Source organism: Cellvibrio sp. 25HG11W-0 (genome assembly GCF_057815475.1).
In genome coordinates this window covers 44,077-63,945 of sequence record NZ_CM174230.1, presented here as the reverse complement: position 1 = coordinate 63,945, position 19,869 = coordinate 44,077, and the positions used below count along the sequence as shown (strand labels likewise).

General features: G+C 37.9%; 18 protein-coding genes. 5 read left to right on the top strand and 13 right to left on the bottom strand.

The window, feature by feature from the left end:
• Nucleotides 1-311 precede the first annotated feature (311 nt).
• From AC0KUT_RS00275 to AC0KUT_RS00245, 7 genes are all read right to left on the bottom strand, one after another.
• Entirely contained in the window at nucleotides 312-884 is a 573-nt protein-coding gene (locus AC0KUT_RS00275; protein ID WP_488832568.1) for a hypothetical protein, read from the bottom strand.
• Nucleotides 884-1,552, bottom strand: a complete 669-nt coding sequence (locus AC0KUT_RS00270) for a hypothetical protein (RefSeq protein WP_488832567.1) — start codon at nucleotides 1,550-1,552, stop codon at nucleotides 884-886. The genes AC0KUT_RS00275 and AC0KUT_RS00270 overlap by 1 nt, the downstream gene beginning before the upstream one ends.
• Before the next feature lie 226 nt (nucleotides 1,553-1,778).
• Nucleotides 1,779-2,987, bottom strand: a complete 1,209-nt coding sequence (locus tag AC0KUT_RS00265) for an IS256 family transposase (protein ID WP_488829801.1) — start codon at nucleotides 2,985-2,987, stop codon at nucleotides 1,779-1,781.
• 62 nt (nucleotides 2,988-3,049) lie between these two features.
• A complete protein-coding gene (gene drt2, locus AC0KUT_RS00260) occupies nucleotides 3,050-4,291 on the bottom strand; it encodes an antiviral reverse transcriptase Drt2 (RefSeq protein WP_488832566.1) in 1,242 nt (413 codons plus the stop codon).
• Nucleotides 4,292-4,391: 100 nt separating this feature from the next.
• On the bottom strand, nucleotides 4,392-6,323 hold the full coding sequence (locus AC0KUT_RS00255) for a TniQ family protein (RefSeq protein ID WP_488832565.1): 1,932 nt from the start codon (nucleotides 6,321-6,323) through the stop codon (nucleotides 4,392-4,394).
• Nucleotides 6,301-7,278 carry a TniB family NTP-binding protein gene (locus AC0KUT_RS00250; RefSeq protein WP_488832564.1) on the bottom strand — a complete coding sequence of 326 codons (978 nt, stop codon included), beginning with the start codon at nucleotides 7,276-7,278 and terminating at the stop codon, nucleotides 6,301-6,303. The genes AC0KUT_RS00255 and AC0KUT_RS00250 overlap by 23 nt, the downstream gene beginning before the upstream one ends.
• Entirely contained in the window at nucleotides 7,278-9,251 is a 1,974-nt protein-coding gene (locus tag AC0KUT_RS00245) for a transposase (RefSeq protein ID WP_488832563.1), read from the bottom strand. Before AC0KUT_RS00245 ends, AC0KUT_RS00250 begins: the two co-directional genes overlap by 1 nt.
• A gap of 26 nt (nucleotides 9,252-9,277) precedes the next feature.
• Here AC0KUT_RS00245 and tnpA point away from each other — a divergent pair, with 26 nt between their 5' ends.
• From tnpA to tnpC, 3 genes are read left to right on the top strand one after another with little or no spacing between them, the layout of a single operon-like run.
• On the top strand, nucleotides 9,278-9,568 hold the full coding sequence (gene tnpA, locus AC0KUT_RS00240; protein WP_488829881.1) for an IS66 family insertion sequence element accessory protein TnpA: 291 nt from the start codon (nucleotides 9,278-9,280) through the stop codon (nucleotides 9,566-9,568).
• The gene (tnpB, locus tag AC0KUT_RS00235) at nucleotides 9,568-9,915 is read left to right on the top strand and encodes an IS66 family insertion sequence element accessory protein TnpB (protein WP_488829882.1); all 348 of its coding nucleotides are present in this window, start codon (nucleotides 9,568-9,570) and stop codon (nucleotides 9,913-9,915) included. Before tnpA ends, tnpB begins: the two co-directional genes overlap by 1 nt.
• Nucleotides 9,916-9,956: 41 nt before the next feature.
• Nucleotides 9,957-11,504, top strand: a complete 1,548-nt coding sequence (gene tnpC, locus AC0KUT_RS00230) for an IS66 family transposase (protein WP_488829883.1) — start codon at nucleotides 9,957-9,959, stop codon at nucleotides 11,502-11,504.
• On the opposite strand, the gene AC0KUT_RS00225 is transcribed toward tnpC, so the two are convergent.
• Both AC0KUT_RS00225 and AC0KUT_RS00220 read right to left on the bottom strand, forming a co-directional pair.
• Nucleotides 11,487-12,233, bottom strand: coding sequence for a TnsA endonuclease N-terminal domain-containing protein (locus tag AC0KUT_RS00225; RefSeq protein WP_488832561.1), 747 nt, complete (start codon nucleotides 12,231-12,233; stop codon nucleotides 11,487-11,489). The two genes, tnpC and AC0KUT_RS00225, sit on opposite strands and share 18 nt — an antisense overlap.
• 168 nt (nucleotides 12,234-12,401) lie before the next feature.
• Nucleotides 12,402-12,800, bottom strand: coding sequence for a helix-turn-helix domain-containing protein (locus AC0KUT_RS00220; RefSeq protein ID WP_488832560.1), 399 nt, complete (start codon nucleotides 12,798-12,800; stop codon nucleotides 12,402-12,404).
• Between the two features lie 374 nt (nucleotides 12,801-13,174).
• Between AC0KUT_RS00220 and AC0KUT_RS00215 the strand changes: the two genes are divergently transcribed.
• Nucleotides 13,175-13,498 (top strand): hypothetical protein, encoded by a 324-nt coding sequence (locus AC0KUT_RS00215; RefSeq protein ID WP_488832559.1) that lies wholly within the window; start codon nucleotides 13,175-13,177, stop codon nucleotides 13,496-13,498.
• Entirely contained in the window at nucleotides 13,495-14,583 is a 1,089-nt protein-coding gene (locus AC0KUT_RS00210) for an ImmA/IrrE family metallo-endopeptidase (RefSeq protein WP_488832558.1), read from the top strand. The genes AC0KUT_RS00215 and AC0KUT_RS00210 overlap by 4 nt, the downstream gene beginning before the upstream one ends.
• Here the strand turns inward: AC0KUT_RS00210 and AC0KUT_RS00205 are convergent.
• The 4 genes from AC0KUT_RS00205 to AC0KUT_RS00190 all read right to left on the bottom strand — a co-directional run bounded on the left by AC0KUT_RS00205 (nucleotide 14,580) and on the right by AC0KUT_RS00190 (nucleotide 19,869).
• Nucleotides 14,580-15,506, bottom strand: coding sequence for an alpha-glutamyl/putrescinyl thymine pyrophosphorylase clade 3 protein (locus AC0KUT_RS00205; RefSeq protein ID WP_488832556.1), 927 nt, complete (start codon nucleotides 15,504-15,506; stop codon nucleotides 14,580-14,582). The two genes, AC0KUT_RS00210 and AC0KUT_RS00205, sit on opposite strands and share 4 nt — an antisense overlap.
• A 5-nt stretch (nucleotides 15,507-15,511) precedes the next feature.
• Nucleotides 15,512-16,318, bottom strand: coding sequence for a hypothetical protein (locus tag AC0KUT_RS00200; RefSeq protein WP_488832554.1), 807 nt, complete (start codon nucleotides 16,316-16,318; stop codon nucleotides 15,512-15,514).
• Entirely contained in the window at nucleotides 16,308-17,291 is a 984-nt protein-coding gene (locus AC0KUT_RS00195) for a thymidylate synthase (RefSeq protein ID WP_488832553.1), read from the bottom strand. Before AC0KUT_RS00195 ends, AC0KUT_RS00200 begins: the two co-directional genes overlap by 11 nt.
• 1,141 nt (nucleotides 17,292-18,432) lie before the next feature.
• Nucleotides 18,433-19,869, bottom strand: a complete 1,437-nt coding sequence (locus tag AC0KUT_RS00190; protein WP_488832552.1) for a hypothetical protein — start codon at nucleotides 19,867-19,869, stop codon at nucleotides 18,433-18,435.

Here is a 19,869-nt window from a genome sequence, read left to right as displayed (position 1 = left end):
CACAGTATGTAGGTCATGACCCCATCCGGGCTGCTATAAAGCAGATAGTTTCCATACCATATTTAAGACGTTGGAATTCACAAAGTTCAATGCAAGCAGACATATATCTCCTGGATTCCCTAGCTCGACTTTTTCCTACGCGCAGTTTTCACTGAAAGCCAGCCGTCGTTCGTTAAGTATTTTTGCAAGTGTACACCTCACTTACAGGTCATAAATTACCTGTTCAGTAATATTAACAAACAAATACCCAGTTTGTAACGGACGAGATTAAAATAACCAATCTAAAAACTTGATATGTGAGAAAGAGAACATCAATATCCATCCAAAATCATATAAACCTCTCCGTTATCTCCCCAAGTTCTTTGATTTTTATGTGATTTGTAATCAAGCCTTACACACTTCCTGCTATCACAAGTAGATAACTTAGTAAGCGCGCCAGATCTTTCTAATTTTTCGATATTATTTTCAAGAGCATCACGTTGCTCTATCAATCGGTTAATTTCCTTTGGGGATGGCATATAGAAAGATAAAAAAGTGTACGCAATAATGGCACTAAGCATTATCAACATTACTCCTCTCCATGTCATTCTCCAAGATGCCTTTTTACTTGATTCTTCATATACATTAGCAGCTATTTCTGCTTTCTCTTTAGCTGATTCAAACTCTCTAATAATTTTATCTAGCTGATTAGATACTGAAGATTCAAGAGTTTGTGTTATGGAGTTTTTAATTTCTTTCTGAAGAATATAATTCTTTGAGCTATGCTCTGTAATATTTTCATCTAATTTTTCTATCAAGCTGTTGACTGTTTGTTGCTTTTCATCAGCCTGTTCTAAAAGACGCCCTAAACAATCAAATATTATTTGTTCCGTATTTCTTTCCATTATGGCTCCATGTCCATATCTCTACTTTTCTGCTTTGAATGGGTCATTTCGTTTTCCAATGATTGCCTACTCTCATAGTGAATTTCTATTTGTTTTTGATAATCCCTATCTAATAGCCTCAACTGCATTAAATCTTGTAGTTCACAAAATTTAATTGAACCATTTTTATCCAAGTGAAGAACCATACCTCCTGACCCGGACGTATCTCCTCCGTTAATATTGGCAACCAATTGTAAATAGGACTTCAATAACGTTTCGGAAAAAAGCGGTTGTGGCATTACAGCCTCTGAAGCTATTGACTGGACAAATTCATTAAAATCATACAGAGTTGCTACGCCAGAAAATGCATCTAAATAGGGTACTGCCTTCGTCACCATCATTTTTAAATCACCTCTTATTCCTGTCTCTAAAAACCAGTGAATAGATCGCGAAACTTGGACTAAGTGTGGATCGCCTTTTATAGAATCCAATAAAAATTGTTGTTTTTTTATTTCTTTTTTGCTTTTGTTAGTGATCTGTTTAAATTCAATTAAGCGTAGAGTACCGGGACTTTGTATTAACACATCACCTAGTGTTCTATCTAAAGGCGTTTGTTGTAATAGGTTTATTGAAACTGGATTAATCGTGCCTTTGGATTTAGCACATACTGCAAATCCCAAACTGTACAAAAAATTTCCTATTACGACATTTTCATATAGCTTCAAAATATTACTCCGTGACTATTTTTTAATTTCTTCTTGCAGCCTATTCCATAGTGGCTTCAATTGCTTTTTGATAGCAAGAGAATTCATAAGCTTCGCAGCTTTGAGGCCGTATTTAATAAAGTTTCTACCGCCCAGATGGGAGTATCGTTCATATATTTTGAGCCTGTAAATACTTCTGTGTAACTGCCGGTTACTGATAATCGCTCAAGCGTTCATCAAAGACAATCATAAAGTGGTTCAATGCTGCGCGCCAATTTCGAATTGGCATTGTCCACTTTTTAGCCGCATCTTGAATCGCCAAATAAATAACTTTTTTCGCAGAATCATCGGTCGGAAATAACTTCCGTTTTTTGATGGCTTGGCGAATGACGCTGTTCAGGGATTCAATCGCATTCGTCGTGTAAATCGCACGCCGAATGTCTTCAGGATATTGGAATAGCGTGCGCAGGTTCGCCCAATGCGTGTGCCAGCAGCGACTGATCTGCGGGTACTTGTCATCCCAGCGCTCGCCTAGTTGCTCCAGCGCCAAAAGCGCCTCTTCTTCGGTCACGGATTGGTATATCCGCTTCAAGTCAGTGGTTACGGCCTTGTAGTCCTTCCAAGGCACATATCTCACCGAATTGCGCACCATGTGCACCACGCACAGCTGGATTTGGGTTTGCGGATAGACGGCAGTGATGGCGTCAGGAAAGCCTTTGAGACCATCAACACAGGCAATCAAGATGTCACGCACACCGCGATTCTGAAGTTCGGTTAGTACTCCAAGCCAGAATTTGGCGCCTTCATTTTCTGATAACCATAGGCCCAGCAACTCTTTTTGGCCGTCCATAGTAACGCCCAACGCCAGGTAAATCGCTTTGTTGATTACCTGCTTATCCTGCCGGATTTTCACCACAATACAGTCCAAATAGACAATCGGATAGACCGCATCTAGCGGGCGCGATTGCCATTCAATCACTTGCTCAATCACCGCATCGGTGACTTTGGAGATCAATGTGGGTGATACGTCAGCACCATACATTTCTTTAAAGGTTGCGACGATTTCACGGGTTGTCATGCCCTTGGCGTAGAGGCTCAGAATCTTGTCATCCATGGAGGTAAAGCGAGTTTGATGCTTCTTCACCAGTTGCGGCTCAAAACTGCCCTCACGATCCCGCGGGGTATTGAGCTGGAATTCACCTTCTTCCGTTTTCAGTGTTTTAGTGGTGTGCCCATTGCGGCTATTGGAGGCGGTGGATTTCTGGTGCTTCTCATAGCCAAGATGGGCGTCCAGCTCACCGTTGAGGGCAGCCTCTACGGCGACTTTGGTCAGCATCTGGGTGAAATTACTCAGATCTTTTTCGGTTTTCAGGTGCATTGCCGCTTCGCGGGCAAAGGCTTCAAGGTCTTTTGGGTTCATACTGTTTATCCTTCCCTTCGGAGGGTTAATGATAAACAGTTACACAGATTTAATTACAGTCTCTATATTTTTCTTTTATAAAGCTTTGTCGGTTTCTGACCTAAGTTTATCTTTATCCTATTTCTTTTAATCTTAGTCTTTTTAGCTAGGCGAATACCACTACGCATGCGCTCCGAATATTTGGCGAGTGCTGCAGAGCGTATCAATATCTTCTCGCCATCGTATAGAAAGCCAAGATATTGAAGCGGTTTGTCAGATAAAAATCTATTGGCGAGAGAGATAAATTGTCTAATTTCAGTTTTGTTAGGGTTAATATCGATTTTTAACTTATTAAGTTCCTTCCTTACAAAACCAGCTAACGTAGATTCATATTCTATAGGGACTATGAATAACATATCATCACAGTACCTATAGTAAGTTGCTCCTATCTCCTTAACGGCCTCAGACATTAATTTATCAAAATCCAGCATATAGATATTTGATAAAAATGCGCTTATTGGTGATCCTTGGGGAATTCCTTTCTGATTTGGATTTTTTACGATCAATGCATTAGGTCTAACGATGGTTCTAAATTCTTCCGGTGTACATACTCTGAATCTATTGTTCTTCGGATTATGCTCAGAAATATTAAGTAGTTTGTAGAGAGATTGCTTATCTACTTTAGAATATTTTGTGAGGGATTTAAAAACTGCATAGTGATCATCAGGCAAGCTATCGCTATTTATTATCTGTTGCCAGGATTGTTTTAATAAGTCATGGTCAAGATTATCGAAAAATCCTGTGATATCAAAACCTATCGCGGTGCAACCACCAAACTTTTCGCCTAGCGATTTGATTTCATTGAAGGCTTCAAATGCAAAATCAACATTGCTTTTTCCAAGCTTGCGAAAAGCTAAAATGCTACGCTCAAGATCTGACTCATGTAACTGCTTTTCATATAGAGGAGTCAAGATATGGCAATAATAAGAATAGATATGAGAGTCTAGATGAGCAGCATAGGATATCGGGCGATTTTTTTCCTTTACAGCAATCTGATCGTTATCGTCTTTATAAATTTTCGAGCAGTGTATTGAATAATTGATAAAAGGGTAAAAAGAGTGGGCTGCAATAGCCTGAGGATTCTTTATGATTTTTGCTGCAGTTTTTTCCGAAACGGGTCTATCAAAATGCAGATAGTTTCTTTTGCGATACCAGTCCTCTGAACTCATTTTAATTCCCTGATTAGCCAAACCGGTAGGGGCAAGAGATTGCGGCCATCTCAATTTGCCCCTACCGGCATAACCAAGTGCATTCAAAAGCACCATCTGACACCATTTCTAGTGCGAGCCGCGTGTGTTAACAATCACATATACTATGTGTAGCGTCTTGGAGAACAACTGTATGCTGCCCTTACCGTTCGCCGTGTCATTCAAGATAACCTGTCATATTGACATCATTATATTGGTTGACATCCTGTAGTATTCCCTCAGCTCTAAAAACCGAGGCATCAGGAAGATAACCTTTTTCATTTCTGGATTCAAGGGGCGTAAAATCAGCACCAGCTTCAAAGTCAGTCAATCTGTCCAAATACTGTGAAAGGATACAAATATATCTCAGTTGTTCTTTTAAATATACTTTCTGCCTCAGTGGTTTTTCTGTGTCATCATCAATAGGTAGTATTGCCCTGGATGCAAGATAGCTAATTAATGTTCGGGAATTGATATTCACAGCCTTACTTAACTTGGACAAGATTACATATTTATTGTTGAACTCAGAAAGCTGCGAATGACTTATGCAAGCATTTTGACTATCAAAACATATGCTTGAGTTTATAATGCCCCGGTGTACTAGCTCATAAGCAAACTGCTGTTGAACTCCCAATACTTTTGCAAGTAAGGGAACACTAATAAACTCTTCGTTTTTTTTGTTAAATTCCAGCCATAGCACAAAATTACGTTTCAGAAAATTCAGAGACAAATAGCCGTTTTTATCAGAATCTAGAGATGAAACCCTGAGGCTACCATTTTTGATTGACTCTGTTAGTTTGATTAGGAAACCATCCAACCTCCCGCTAAAGTACTTCATAACTTCGGTAAATGACCAAGTAGCTCCTGGGATACTATGTACAACGCGAGTTAGCTGATCCCTAAAACTATACATTTCTTCAAGTGAGAAGCACCAGCTTCCAAGCCCACTTTCAGCCGGTGAAACTGATACTTTGAATAACTTATGATTCACCAGTGCCGTGAAATTTTCCTTACCAAGTCCAAGTACCAGTCTGGCTTCCTTCAACGTAATTAAATCTTTAATCCTTAAATAGCGATCGCTAATGTCTGGTTTATACAGATAGGTCAATATCCGCTTATTTTTTGTTTCAGTTTTAAACCTTACGTAACCATTTAAAAATGCCTTTCGTAGCACAGTCTTGGATATATCATATTCCCTGCAAGCAACTGCAAATGCAATCCACGGATGCTCATGCAATGTCTTCCGACTAAAATGAATATTTCGTCTGGTCAATGGTCTCTCCCAGTTTTGATTAATGTATTCCTCCATAAGGGATTTGTAGTAAGAGAATTCATTACCGGGAAAGCGCTCATATAGTGCATATCGAAAATCTTTGATGGATGCTCCTCTAGAATCTAAAGCTTGAAGCCTATTTAAGAAATTAAAAAATCCTAGCCTACCACCAAAAATAGCTTCAGCCGCATCCCCTAATGTATCTCGAGCATCTTTACTATTTTCTAAAGCTTTGTATTGACCTCTAAAGCGAAGCCACTTGTTGAACAACAAAATGAATTCCAATCTTTTAGCTAAACCGATATAAAGCTCTTCATTCATGGCATGCTCACCGTCAATGAACTCTTGAAGTTGTATCATGTCACCAGAAGCCTTCAATAATTCCTGGTCTGAAAGCGGATGACCGCATTTACACTCTGTTAATTTAGGATGTATAAGTGTTATTCGACTTCCGCATTTGGAACAACTATCTCTTAGCCAAAGTTGATGCGTCCTACAGACATAAGACGGCCTCAATTGCCAGCCAATTCTTATGTAAGGAGAATCCTTTATGCACAATGGACAAAAGCGCATATGCAACATATCGAAGTACTTCACATACAACGAGGAGAGCTTTCGAAACTTATTATTCTCATACCCCGCCCAATCAGTTAGTTGTAACATTTTATGATAATACATGACATTTCTGACGCGCTTTTCCATGGAATCAGCATCTATTAGCCAAAATATATTTTGGTACTTATTAATATCAGCCAACCTAATCAAATAACCAGTTGGAAATTCATCAGGGAAGCAAGGTGGATGTATTAACGGCTTAATTATTGTGTTTGTCTTCATGCTTCTCTGTTTCCTTTATAATATCGATACGATGAAATGGCATTCCAGGTTTATTTAGCCGTTGCCAGATAAATGCTTTGTTGAAAGGGTTCAGTTCTCCCTTTCCTTCAATCCATATATTTTCAGTAAACGCTATTTCAAATGTATCTTTAGCAATCATCTTATTTTTCACAGAATCAACCAGCTCAATTACTCCAACAAAAAGTTTTATCATGTTGGCAATCACGCCATCCGTTGCGTAGTAAATTGCCGATATGAACTCCTTATTATTAAAATCAAATCTCGCTGTTAATTTTATTCTATCAAGAATCGCATAAATTACGCCCATAAATCCCATGAATGACTCATGTTTATCTATCGAAAAGGGATGAAGATCTATTCGCCTGCTGAAACGTCTTCTTAGTTGCTCATTAATTCTGAATAAATATTCACATCTCTCAAGACCCATTAGCACGATTGAACATTTAGATTGATCAATAACCGTCTTTAACCAATCTGCTACTTCTTCTGATTTACGCTCTTTTCCTCTATCAATAAAATGTTGAAGTTCATCAAAGATGATCATCTTGACTTCACACTGATCTAAATAGTGATGTACTCGGGTAGTCTTCTGTATGGTTGATCCAGAGTAATATCTAAAATCGCCAAGTTTCATTAGCATTTCTTCCGCAAGATTTTTTACAGTTGGCAGAGCCGGTGTATTTACAATTAAAATTGGCGTTATTGTTTTTTGATTGTTTTTCGGCGGATTTATGCAATCTCTCAATTTTTCTTTGAGCGTTGATTTTCCTGTACCAGATTGGCCCACACAGATAATGTGCTCAGATACTCCCGTTCTAACATTCATGTAATAGGCATTTAATAGCTGCTCATATGCCTTATCGAATTGCGGGTGATTGATAATCATTTTTTTTAATTCAGCTACCAGTTCCATTTTTTCAACTGAAAGAATCATTAAAACTCACCTCGCTTGGTTGTATCAAAGCGTGGGATTTCTTCAACACTAAAATCTGTAAAACTCAAAGCGTTCTGTTTAACTAGATCTGATCTTTTTTTAATGTCAGTAGATCCATCTTGCTTATGTAAACTGTGCCGTTCGGCTCTTTGTCGTGGTCGTATCTTTGTACTCTTACTCAAATTTCTAAGTTTCTCAGTAAACTTTGCCTTTTTAGTTAATAGAGACAATACATCCTGTTGGTTTTTTCCATTTTGCTTTTCTAATTTTTTGATAGCTCGATGTTCCAGTAAAGATAAGCCTGTTGTATATTCAGGGTAAATCGACGGAACTACTATGTAGTCTCCGTTAATGTCGTCGTAAACCCAAATTGATTCCAGATTAGATGGATCAAATCTGACCTTGACATCAAAGGTAGTATCCGACCTCCGCCTCAATGCGCCTAGTTCAGCAGAGTTATAGGCGATTCCAAAAATTATTACTCCTTCGTGGTTTAGCTTTCGCTGCATTTCTTTAGCAAGGATTAAATTTAACTGTTGAATGCTCTCGGGCAATAATGGTTCTCTTTTTTCTAAACCCTCCTTCCATAGCTCATAAGGTGTCTTCCCAGTAATTCGATTTATTTCATGGCAATAGATATCCACGATCCATTCATGAATAAGTGATTTTAATTCTGCTAATGTAGCTTTAGCTAAAGATGCAGAGTCATATTCACTGCGTTGCTGGATATTCGAAAATGTTGTACCCGATAGGCGATGGCATACAGCTCGATTAAGAGTTCCCAAGAAACGCTCAACGGCTCCTTTATAATTAGGCTGCTTCTTTGGGCAAAACTGTATTTCGATATTTAATTCAGCACACATTCTTTTCAGATTTGTAGCATGGAATTCTCGTCCATTGTCACAAACCAACGTTGTTGGAATTCCATAAGCTGGCCAGTCATTAGAAATATCTGGATATTTTTTAAGGATCTCTGCTTTGGGTTTTATCGAATTTCTAAGCGCGCTCATAACTGCCAGCTCGGAAGGTGGTTCAAACCCTATTTCGATGCCAAGAGGCATTCTTGAATTTCTATCTAAAAGGACTGTAAGCCATGGGCGGCCATCAGGAAGACCTGTTTTTTCATTCACAACCATTACATCAAGGGGAGTATGGTCAACTTCTACCCTTTCCAAGATGTAGCTTGTAGAAACACCCGCCCCTACCGCACGAAAATGCCTGTCGGCAATACTTTTTCCTTGTCTAGCCGACATGCATTCATAAGGCTCAAGATCTTTAATCATTCGATAAAAGGTTGCTCTGCTAGGAATTTTTAAAGGTAACAACCGTGCTTTGTTAATTTCTGAAAGTCGATAGCACAATTGATCATATACATCCTGAATTGATGTGCGTTGGTTTGTTAAATAATGCTCTTCGATTACTTCATTAATGATTTCTGAAGAGCCTTTGAATCTACGTGCTTTAAAAGGAGGAGATTGCCTATTAAGCAAAGATAGAATGTTATTTTCCGAGTCCACCCATGATTTCCACCATCGATATACGCTTGAAGCACTTGGCTTTTTAATGTCGTTTAACAGGTCTGCTACTTTTTCTGTGGATAATTCTATATTTACTAAAGTTGGTTTTTTTCCAAGCATTTTTTCTGCTCCTATTATGTATTCTCTTTTCCTAAGTACTATTTTTTGTTGATCTTCCGAAAGACCAGCTACATCAATTGAATTTCGGCTTTTTGTCCCGCTTTTTTTGGATTCATTTCCTTCAATACGGATAATTCCCTCTTCAAACAGCTTTATTAATTCAACTTTTGATCTCTGTACTATTGCGTGATCACTCATTCGTTCAAGTAAGCAATCTCCGGATTCATAGATACGCTCAATTCGAAATTCAATATCATTCAATGTCAGATGCAAACCCGCATGAAAATAATGTAAGCGTCCAATAAAGCACACATTCCCATTTTGGCCACCAATCATTAGCCTAATCCTTTTTCAACAGAGGAATGATGATGGCCAGATTAACACAAGAGCAATGGCGAGCACTGATTAAGGAGCAAGCCGCCTCAGGACAAACCGCGAAGGCATTTTGCGCAGAGCGCGAGATTGATAATAAATATTTCAGTACACGCAAAAAGCAATTGGCGACGCAACCCGCAGAAAATCGCTTTGTTGCGATAACGACAAAACCCCTCGAAAACCAAAGTATTCAGCTTCACATCGGTGCCACACAGCTGCGTATGCCCACGGGAGTATCGGCGCAATGGTTAGCGGACGTTATTAAGGCGCTTGCATAATGCGCTGCTTTGTTGATCCGCCTGCTATTTTTCTGTACAAGGATGCTATCGATTTTCGCAAATCCATCAATGGCCTCGTCGTAGTGATAGAGCAAGCGTTGGAGCGCTCGGCATTTGAGCCTGCGCTGTATGTATTTTGTAATCGCTCGCGCGATAAACTGAAAATTCTTTATTGGGATGCTACAGGCTTTGTACTCTGGTACAAACGTTTGGAAAAATCCCGCTTTAAGTGGCCAACACAAATTCAAACTGCAACACTTACCTTGAGTGAACAACAATTACAGTGGCTGCTAGGCGGTTATGATGTGATTGGGCATCAACCGGTATTTTTTCAGCAAGCCAGTTAATTATTTTGATGTAACCTCGGTGGTCGTAGTAAAATACGGCCATGCCAAACTCTCATAAATTACTTGTCGAAATTGATTCGCTTAAAGAGCGAAATAAAATATTGGAGCAAGAAATTCGTTTTCTGCGTGAGCAATTCAAGCTGGCGCAAAGCCGCCAATTTGGCACGTCTTCAGAAAAATCCCCAGATCAACTTGATTGGTTATTTAACGAAGCGGAAGTAATAGTAGACGAAATCCGTGCAGACAGTGACGCAGAGATAACAACAGACGCTACAGCGGCGGATATCACATCTGCCGCCACTTCAACTAAAAAGAAAACCGGCCGTAAACCATTGCCCGCCGATTTGCCGCGTGAAACACGCATAATTGATATCGCTGATACAGAAAAAATGTGCCCTTGCTGTAATGGCGACTTACACAAAATCGGCGAAGAAAAAAGTGAACAACTAGAATACATTCCCGCCAGTTTAAAAGTCATTGAAACCCTGCGCCTGAAATACGCCTGTCGTCAGTGCGAAAAGAACCATACGAATACGCCGATTGTGATCGCCCCTGTGCCAGCCAGCCCCATTCCCAAAAGTATGGCCACGCCCAGCTTGCTGGCACACATTATCGGCAATAAATACCAATTGGCACTGCCGCTGTATCGCCAGGAAATTATTTTTAAGCAACTGAATATCGACCTCAATCGCAACACCCTGTCCAACTGGATAATGCGTAGTGCGGATGTTCTTGAAAGGCTATTGCAGCGATTAACAATAACGCTGCTAACACAAACCGCCATCCATGCAGATGAAACGCCAGTGACAGTGCTTCAGGATGACAAAAAAAATTACATGTGGGTCTACTGTAGCGGCAGAGATTCTCCTGATCCGAACAGCTCCGCGAACAACATTGTGATTTACGACTATCAACCCAGTCGCGCAGCTGCTTGCCCGAAAGAATTTCTAAGCGGCTATAAAGGCTATTTACAGGTTGATGGTTATGCGGCTTACGAAAGCACTCAAGCAACACTGGCTGGTTGTATGGCTCATGCACGCCGGAAATTTACCGATGCGCAAAAAGTACAACCAAAGGGCAAAGTAGGCCGTGCTGATTGGGCAGTGGCGCACATTCAGAAACTCTACCGTGTGGAAGCGCTACTGAACGACAAAACACCGGAAGAAAAATATACCCTGCGGCAGTTGCATGCTGTACCGCTGCTCACTGAATTTAAAGCATGGCTCGATAAATCAGTGGAACAGACGCCCCCTAAATCCACATTAGGTCATGCGGTCGCATACACGCTGCGACAATGGAGAAAGCTCACTACCTACACACAACACGGACAACTGTGCATCGACAATAATCGCGCGGAGCGCGCCGTAAAACCCTTTGTGATCGGCCGCAAAAACTGGCTGTTTAGCAACACCGCCAGCGGTGCGAGAGCCAGCGCGATTTTATATTCGATTATCGAAACGGCTAAGGCAAATGGTCTGAATCCGGTAAAGTATGTTGAGCATTTGCTGACAGAAATCCCTAAGCGCAATACAGATGATGGACTTGAAGATTTGATGCCTTGGCAAGTAAATCTAGGTGTGGTTGGTTAGACGCTTACAAAATAATTGATTTTCATATCGATTGTCCTCCTGTAAATAAAGATTGCTTTCGTATTGAATTTTTTCGTGGAGATTGGTTAACAGGAATTGATGAGCGAGTAGCGAATAGACTTTGTTAATGGAATTAAGATAGTGTGCTAGATCACCGACGATTGGATTATTTTGCTGTTTGAGCCAATGAGCAGAAATATGAACAAGCTCAGGGTCACATTTGACTCGCAAATAACTACGCAAGAGCTTTAAATTGCTTTGAAGAATTGGATGATCAAGCTCCCTGTCAGTAATGATCAGGAACTGTAGCCCCTTCTCTTTCCAATACTGCTTAATTGCATCCAGTTTTTCCCGAAGCTCCAGCGTTTGTAACTTAGCGGCTGGTTTTACTTCAACGTAGACCAACTCACCAGATAACAGCGTCAGTTCAAAATCGGGTGTATAACGAAGAAGTTCACCATTCTGTGGGTAATAAATGTTTAACGGTTGCTCCCTGTATTTAGTTATTTCTGGGGAGAACTCAAATATGTAGCAGGCTTTCTGCTCCAGCTGGGACTCCCAGGCAATAGACCTGTTGTTTTTAACTGATGGAAAGTACCCAACCACTCTTCCGGTGGTGGGCTTAACTGGTTCCCTAACGCGAGTGTTTGGAGAAATAGGGGTAGAAAGTAGGCGTAAAGCTACCCCTACCCCCGCGCCAAATGGCACCAAAGTTGATTTTAAAGACATGTGTGCCCCTTACCAAAATCGGTAATGTTTGATTTATGACTAGGTAATTGTGTGCGGGATGGGTTGACGGGCTATCGGAGGGTGTAGATACTGTTGGTTCTCAGGCCGTAAGTACTTCACTTACATCTAATAGCGGGACAATCCATCCGGTGCGTCCCGTTGTTATTTCTACATGGCGTTACCCCTCCTTCTTTCTCCCTGCACTCCGAATGTCGACTCTCCCATTTTCAAAGCCGTTTGCATTATGACTATTTGGTTATTACTTAACCTACCAAGGCTTTGGCGCAGTTCGTATAGGAATTCAAATTCTTGTCTGGACATGTTCTTCGGTAGCCGGAGATTCAAATCGGAGAGCTCTACGCTTTGCCACAGCCGACTCTCTTCTTCATCAGAAAGGTTCAGTTTCTCAATAAGTTGCTCAAGTACTGTTTTAGAAGGCGGGCCTTTACGGCCCTTTTCGAGGGCGCTTACGTAACAAGGGTTAATCCCCATGATGTCAGCCAACTGCTTTTGCTGCAGATACCGGCTACGTCTCAGTTGTTCCAGGTATTCGCCAAAAGGGGTCATTTGAAGTACCAGATACAGGATATTTTGATTCAGATTAAGGTACTGTATTGGTTCTATCAACGATTTTTTTCAACTTTTCTTTATAAATCAATAAGTTAATCATCAAAGTGATATACTTTGATGATTATTTCTGTACTATCGATAAACATATTTTCTTTAATAAACAGACAGTTGCAGCAATAAGCAATTTCCATGCACCAATTTCAATAACGCGCGTAATTTAATGTTACTTTATAGACTCTTTGCTCTCATATATAATAAAACTGTGCGAAGAAATAATAATTGTAAAGAGCTCACTAAACTTAGCGAAATTGAATGATGGAATGATGCTAAGTTCAAACTTTTAATCCAGTGCACAAGAGGAATATACGGCATTGGTAATCTCCTTCGAAACTAAAGAAATTAGACTTTTATGTGAACGTCAAGAAAAGGCAGAAGAGCTTCTAGGTGAAAAAGTAGCCTCAAAGCTTCGAAACCGACTCTCAGATATTGATGCAAGCGATACGATCTTTGAAATGCTAATTGGAAAACCAGCAAAAGTTAGAATTAAAGATGAAATGGGATATCAGTTTGACTTGGGTAGCGGTATTTATTTAGTCATATCGGCGAATCATAACAACCCCGTTAGAGATTCAGCAAAAGAGATTGACTGGAATTATGTTTATCGAGTCAAAGTCATACAAGTAGGTGGATTATGAGTAACTTGAGCAGTTTTAATGCGAATTGGGTTTCACCGCCCGGATCAACGTTATTAGACTTTATTGACGAACAAGGCATCACGGTTAATCAGTTTGCGAACCAGATAGATTGTACTGTTCCATTTTTAAAAAGCTTATTTAAAGGCTCAACCATCATCGATCCAAATTTAGCAAGCATTCTTGGTAATATCACCGGCGTGCCATCTAAATTTTGGTTAACCCGTGAAGAACAGTATCGAGAAAACTTAAAGACAGTTAGCTTGTTAAAAGATGACGAAAGCGATTGGCTATCAAATTTGCCAACAGCCGATATGACTAACTTTGGATGGATTGAAAGAACCACTAATAAAACAAAAAAATTGTTTTCGTGCCTAGATTATTTTGGTGTCGCATCAGTAGATGAGTGGCGATCAAAATACACTTATATGATTGGCGAAACTGCCTTTAGAATCTCTGATAAATTTAGTCACAAGCAAGAATCTATCGCCTCTTGGTTAAGGCAAGGTGAAATTCAAGTATCCAATCATTATTGTTCGCCATGGGATAAAAATAAGCTTGTAGAAAAAATTCCAGATTTACGTGGATTAACTACTAATAGTGACCCGGTTAGTTTTATTCCAAAGCTAAGAACTTTGTTAGCTGATTGTGGCGTGTTACTAGCCATTGTTAGATCACCTCAACATTGTCCAGCTAGTGGTGCTGCATATTGGCTCGCTGAAAATAGACCATTAATAATTATGAGCTTTAAGTATTTAACTGATGATCATTTTTGGTTTACTTTTTTTCATGAAGTTGGCCACCTCATACTGCACACAGATTATTCTTTAATATTAGAATCAAACGAATCCAATATATCTAATATTGAAAAAGAAGCAAATAATTATGCAGAAGATATACTTATACCAAAGATATATCAAAGGGAGCTTTTGAAACTAAATTCAAAAGATTTGCGTGGAATTTTAAAATTCGCAAAAAAGATTGGGGTATCAAAAGGGATTGTTGTAGGTCAATTACAACATAAATCAATTATTTCCAGTTCTTTTCTCAATAAATTAAAAACTCGCTACTCTTGGGCTAATTTTTAGCCGCTAAAATATACATATTTATTTGGACTTTTTTGCCAATTGCACAAGGCATCTTCCAGAACTTGCATTCCAAAAGGATTTATTGGTAGTGATTTACATAAATCAAATAAATCCTTTTCAAATTCTGTGGGACTCTTACTAACACCAAATAAGAGCTTGCAACCACTTAAGGGACCCGTAGCACCACTCATGTAAGTTTTAGGCGGTTCTATATCAACTATTCCTAACTTTCCAATCATTGTCAAGAAATCAAACTTCCCAGTTCTCCCGAAAGATACCACCTTTGATAACTTGTTGTACAAGTTATCAAAGGAAGCATATCTGCATCCGTCTTCCTCAGCCAACACGGTCTGAAAGAAATTTTTATGAGATCCATATTCTAGAATTAAGGAAATATATGAATTAAAAACATTGTATATTGATTTTGTTGTTTCCGGTTTTAACGATTCATATTTCCTATGGTTGCTGAATGCTCTTTTCGGGTGTAGATTTCTTATTTCATTTGATCTATTTTCAATTCGGTTTCTTAACATCGGAAAATTTGAAGAAACTAAACTCCAAGAAAGGACTTTTTGATCAAACCCTTTATAAAAATCCTGAGTAAGTAACCATTCACTACTCTTCGATTTTCCAAAATGTGTAATTAAAAAAACTAACCAACAAGCTTCGTCTACATTTTGGTTTTTAGTATGATAGATAGCAGCTTTTAAAGGATTAAAACCATCTATATATGGGTTAGATATTGATGAAGATATTCTTTTACCCACGATCGTAGTTACATATTTAATCCTTCTTACACTATCTACTAATTGCTTTATAAAAACTTCTCGAATTTCAGGATCCTCAAGAATAGAAAGATTTTTTACATTTTTAGTGTAAGCATCCAAATTAATTGATATCTGATTAAACAATTCAATATCCATGTTTCTCATAATTGTCCCACTTCCCCAGTCAACCAATTTTTTATGGCATTTTTCGCTTCATTAGTTACACCAAAACTACTTTGTATATTGTGGTTATAACCTAAAATTTTAATCGGTCTATTTAGTTTGTTTTCTCCAAGAAACTCTATCGTACCTCTGTAAGCTTCTCCCCTAACAGATCCATCAGCTCTAGGTAGGGACCAAGACTTGCACTCCTTTTTGTTCAGTTGAAATCCTATCATTTCTTCTAAATTTTTAACTACCGACTTTCCATTCAATATAATCACTTCGATAGCTCCATCATTGATAATATCAGCTAAAAATTTAGAGCCTATTTCTAATAGATATTTTTTTTGTCTTTCTGATAGGTTTCCCCATTTTATTTTTGTTGCATAGGGAACTAGATCTAAATGACATGCACTGTTAAAAGCATCGTAATAAGAAGCACCTGTGCCAGAAATAATATAATTTAGAGATTTAAACCATCGATCATATGGATTTCTAAAAAAGTACTCTTCACATGAAATCAGTATTTTCTCAATGTCTAATTCCGAGACATTTTTCCAGCTTTTAATGCCTAGGGAATTAAGTGTATGAAATCTTCGGTGGATACCAGTCAATTCAATTCCATTCTTCCCGTAAAATTCCTGATCACTTGGATTGAGACCCATTGTTGCTATTTTTGATATTGATGTTTTACCAAATGAAATTATCGGCCCACCTTCTTGAATCACTTCCAATTTCACTAAGTCATCATTAGATAAGTGGCTAAGCATATCTTTTATTATTTTAATTTTTTCACTATTCAACATCTTTTTCTCTACTCAGTTTTAGCTCTATCTTTTTCATATAAGGAGAATAGATTTTATCATTTAATGATTTTTCAAGACTTTTAATAAAATTCAAGTCCTTTTCAACTTTAGATGCGTTAAACGCTTTTAAAAGAATAACTAAATCATCCCAGTAACTATCAATTTTTTCATCATTCAGTTTTTTAACTCCTTTTTCTCTTATTGCTTTTTCTAAATTTACAAATTTAACAACATTAGATTCAACGTCGAATACTGGCATTTTTTTCATAGCCTTAGTGCTTTGCCATCCTTCATTTATGAACAGCTCTGCTTTATCAAAGTCATCATTATATAAATGTAGGCTGCCGACAGAATGCTTATATGTTCCTAGTTCAAGTTTTAGTTGCGTTGCAATAATTTCCTGAATCATAGTGAAACAAAAAATATCGTGAGGTAAACCCAAAAAAACATCATTAGATCTCATTGTAGTCATCATATGAAGTTTGTTATTTCTGACTACAAATTGAAGGGTTGTTGTACATGGAACATCTTTTCCATCATGACATAGATCTGCCGCATCATAGATTTGAATAACAGCTCTTCTTGAATCATTGTGTTCCTTTAAAAATCTCACAATATCTGACAGCTGATTATATTTTCCATGCATGTTTCTTAAACGAGGACCGTAAGCCCCATGAATGGTCTTTCCATCATCAGAATATTCATCATATCTTTTTATATAGTATTGAATGTGACTCAATTCATTGGATCCTGATAGATACCAAGTTAGTTCTCCCAAGCAACTAAAAAGTGTTCCCTTCGTCTCTGTACTGCTTAACCTCGCTCTGGGGTTAGTTAATTCTAAAATTGCCCCAAATACCTCTTTTGCATCTCCCTTTCTTGGATTAATCGAATCAAGCTTATCTGACTGCGTTAAAAAGTATCCAAAAACTCTTTTTAGAAGATCATCAAGTGTTTCATCACAAAGGTACATTTAGCTTTCCTTTTCGATCTATCAATTAACTAAGCATAATAAATTCTATTTATATAAAAAACCCGAAATCACAATGTGACTTCGGGTTTTTTATAGAAGCTCCCACTCTTCGATACAGATTAGATGAGTTTCACGCGTTATGAGACGCTATTTCACTTATATGAAACGCTATTTCACACAAAATGAGATTTGTGGGTTATCACATAACCTGTCTTACTAACTCATTGATTTATATAGATTTACGCATTTTATGTGCAAACGTAAATATGCTGAATTAATACCATATCGTGTCGAATACCATCAATTTCGCAGATTAAGTGCATAAATCCTTTAAAATCATATACTTATATAGAAAGATAAATGGTCTGTAAACTATCTCAAGCTTTAACCATTGAAATATGAACCAATTTGGCGAGGTAAAACTGCCAAATAGCCATTCAAAGACGCGTCGCTATGCGAATTCTGACGGAGTCACGTGAGATGAAACCGCTAGAATTCGCGTAGCGTAAGAGGGCTTAGTAACCGCCCAGGCGAATAGGATCAATTCTCAAATGTATACTCAACCTCAGTTTAGCTTAAGAATACTAACTACATGTATGCTGCATGTGTATTTCGCTTTAACAGTGGTCCAAGTAGTAATATGAAGCGAGAAAGTCCAGTTGTATTCTTTACGCGCCTCTGAAAACTTAACTTACTGAGCAATAGTATAAATCTATTAGAACCTGAATTTTGGTGAAACTATAAATTCTATTCGCAGGATGGAGAGTGCACGACTCGATGCACAGCTTCTCCTCTGACAAAAGTCTCTACATGATTAAGAATAGATCGGAAAAATATTACTGCCAAAAAACAGTTAGTAAAGGTAATCAAATGGCACTTCTAGTGCACGCTGTTGATTTGCACCGTAGTTAGACCCACTTTTGCATTGAATTTTGACCCACAGGAAATAACTTTAAAGCTATATACGTGTTGAGTTGTTCCGTTTTTATTCTGGGTCAATTTTGGATACAAAAGTGGGTCTAACTACGGTGCAAATCAACAGCGACAACAATGAATTCCGATTTTTCTTCTCTTGCTTAGTAAGCCCTTCAAAAAAACCACCTACTCATCCTCAATTGAGCATCTAATCAACTACCCACAATTAATATCTTTTCTCCAAGTTAACTACCGGATACTCATTTTTACCATCTATATCTACATATACTGTTTTTGATTTGTAACTTGGATAGCTTACTTCCAACCTATAGTTTCCGTTGGGTAAATATATACCTGGAAAATATTTCTCCTTAATATTCATAATTTTTATTGTTGCTTCTTTAGGCGACGTATTCACTTCTAGCTTAAAACTGGGTTTTGATGGATTTACCTTAAGTCGTATTTCGACCGTAACATCTGTGTTTGCTATTTCGAATTCTTGAATCTGAATTGGGAAATTTAATCTATATGATTTCAATTCAATTTTATACTTTCCCATCGGAAGCGGCTCTCCCTTCGAATACGAACTATAAAAATCCTCTCCATTAAGATTTCTAATACTAAGTATACTTACCAATTCCGGATTAATTATTTTTAGATTAAACATTGTTTTTATAGTTTGTTGTTTAGAGTCATCAATATAATTCAACATGAATTGGACCGAAAAAAATGCCAAAATAATAGATAATACAATTGCTAATATTTTTAGCCTTTTTATTTGAGTGATATTATCAGTAACATTTTTAATACCGTCATCCAATTTTTTTTCACAATATAAATCATCTATTATTTTTGTTGATTTATTACCAAAATTAGGAAGTATATTGATTTTATGTATCATCCCTAATTTTTGATCTGGAATATGCATTTCTGGAATGACGAAATTTCTAGGATTAAGTTCAATAATATTGAAGTTAATAATTTCATATAGGTCTTCAAATGTTAAATATTTTTCTCTATTTGAATCCCCTTTTTTAATTGCAAGCAATAATGATTCAGAAAACATGGTCCCATTTTCTAAATATTTGGCTGCTTTATGTTTTCCAGCCGCACATAGTATTGCAGTTCCAGTTTTAACTTGAGTATGGCCGTTCCAATTTATTTCGACTAATTTTTCCTTAACAACCCTCTGTTCAGTGCCCATAAAAGCCGAAGCCGCTGAAGCAGAAAAACATGAATCTAAGAACAAATATTTTCTTAGATTTCTACCCTTTATTCTCAATAAATTAGCTATAGTGCGAGCTTGTAAACTAGACTCTTGTTGATGGCTATCTCGTGTATTGCGGATTGTTAAAAAATATGATTGATCAATTTCTCCTATTCCTCCGTGACCTATATAAATTAAAAATAAATTTTTAATGGAAACCTCTTTGGAAATCTCAATTAAAAAACTATCTATTTTTTCATACTGATCACTTGCCCCATCTACAGAATCAAATAGATTAAGGAGATATTTCTCTACAGATACCAAAGGTACTAATTCATTTAAAATTCTATTCATAGCCAATCCAAATGATGATCCTCCATCATTTAAAGTCGGCGCCTTTGGATACTCACTAGCCCCAATCAAAATCATTGCACTACGATCAAGATCAACGTGCAT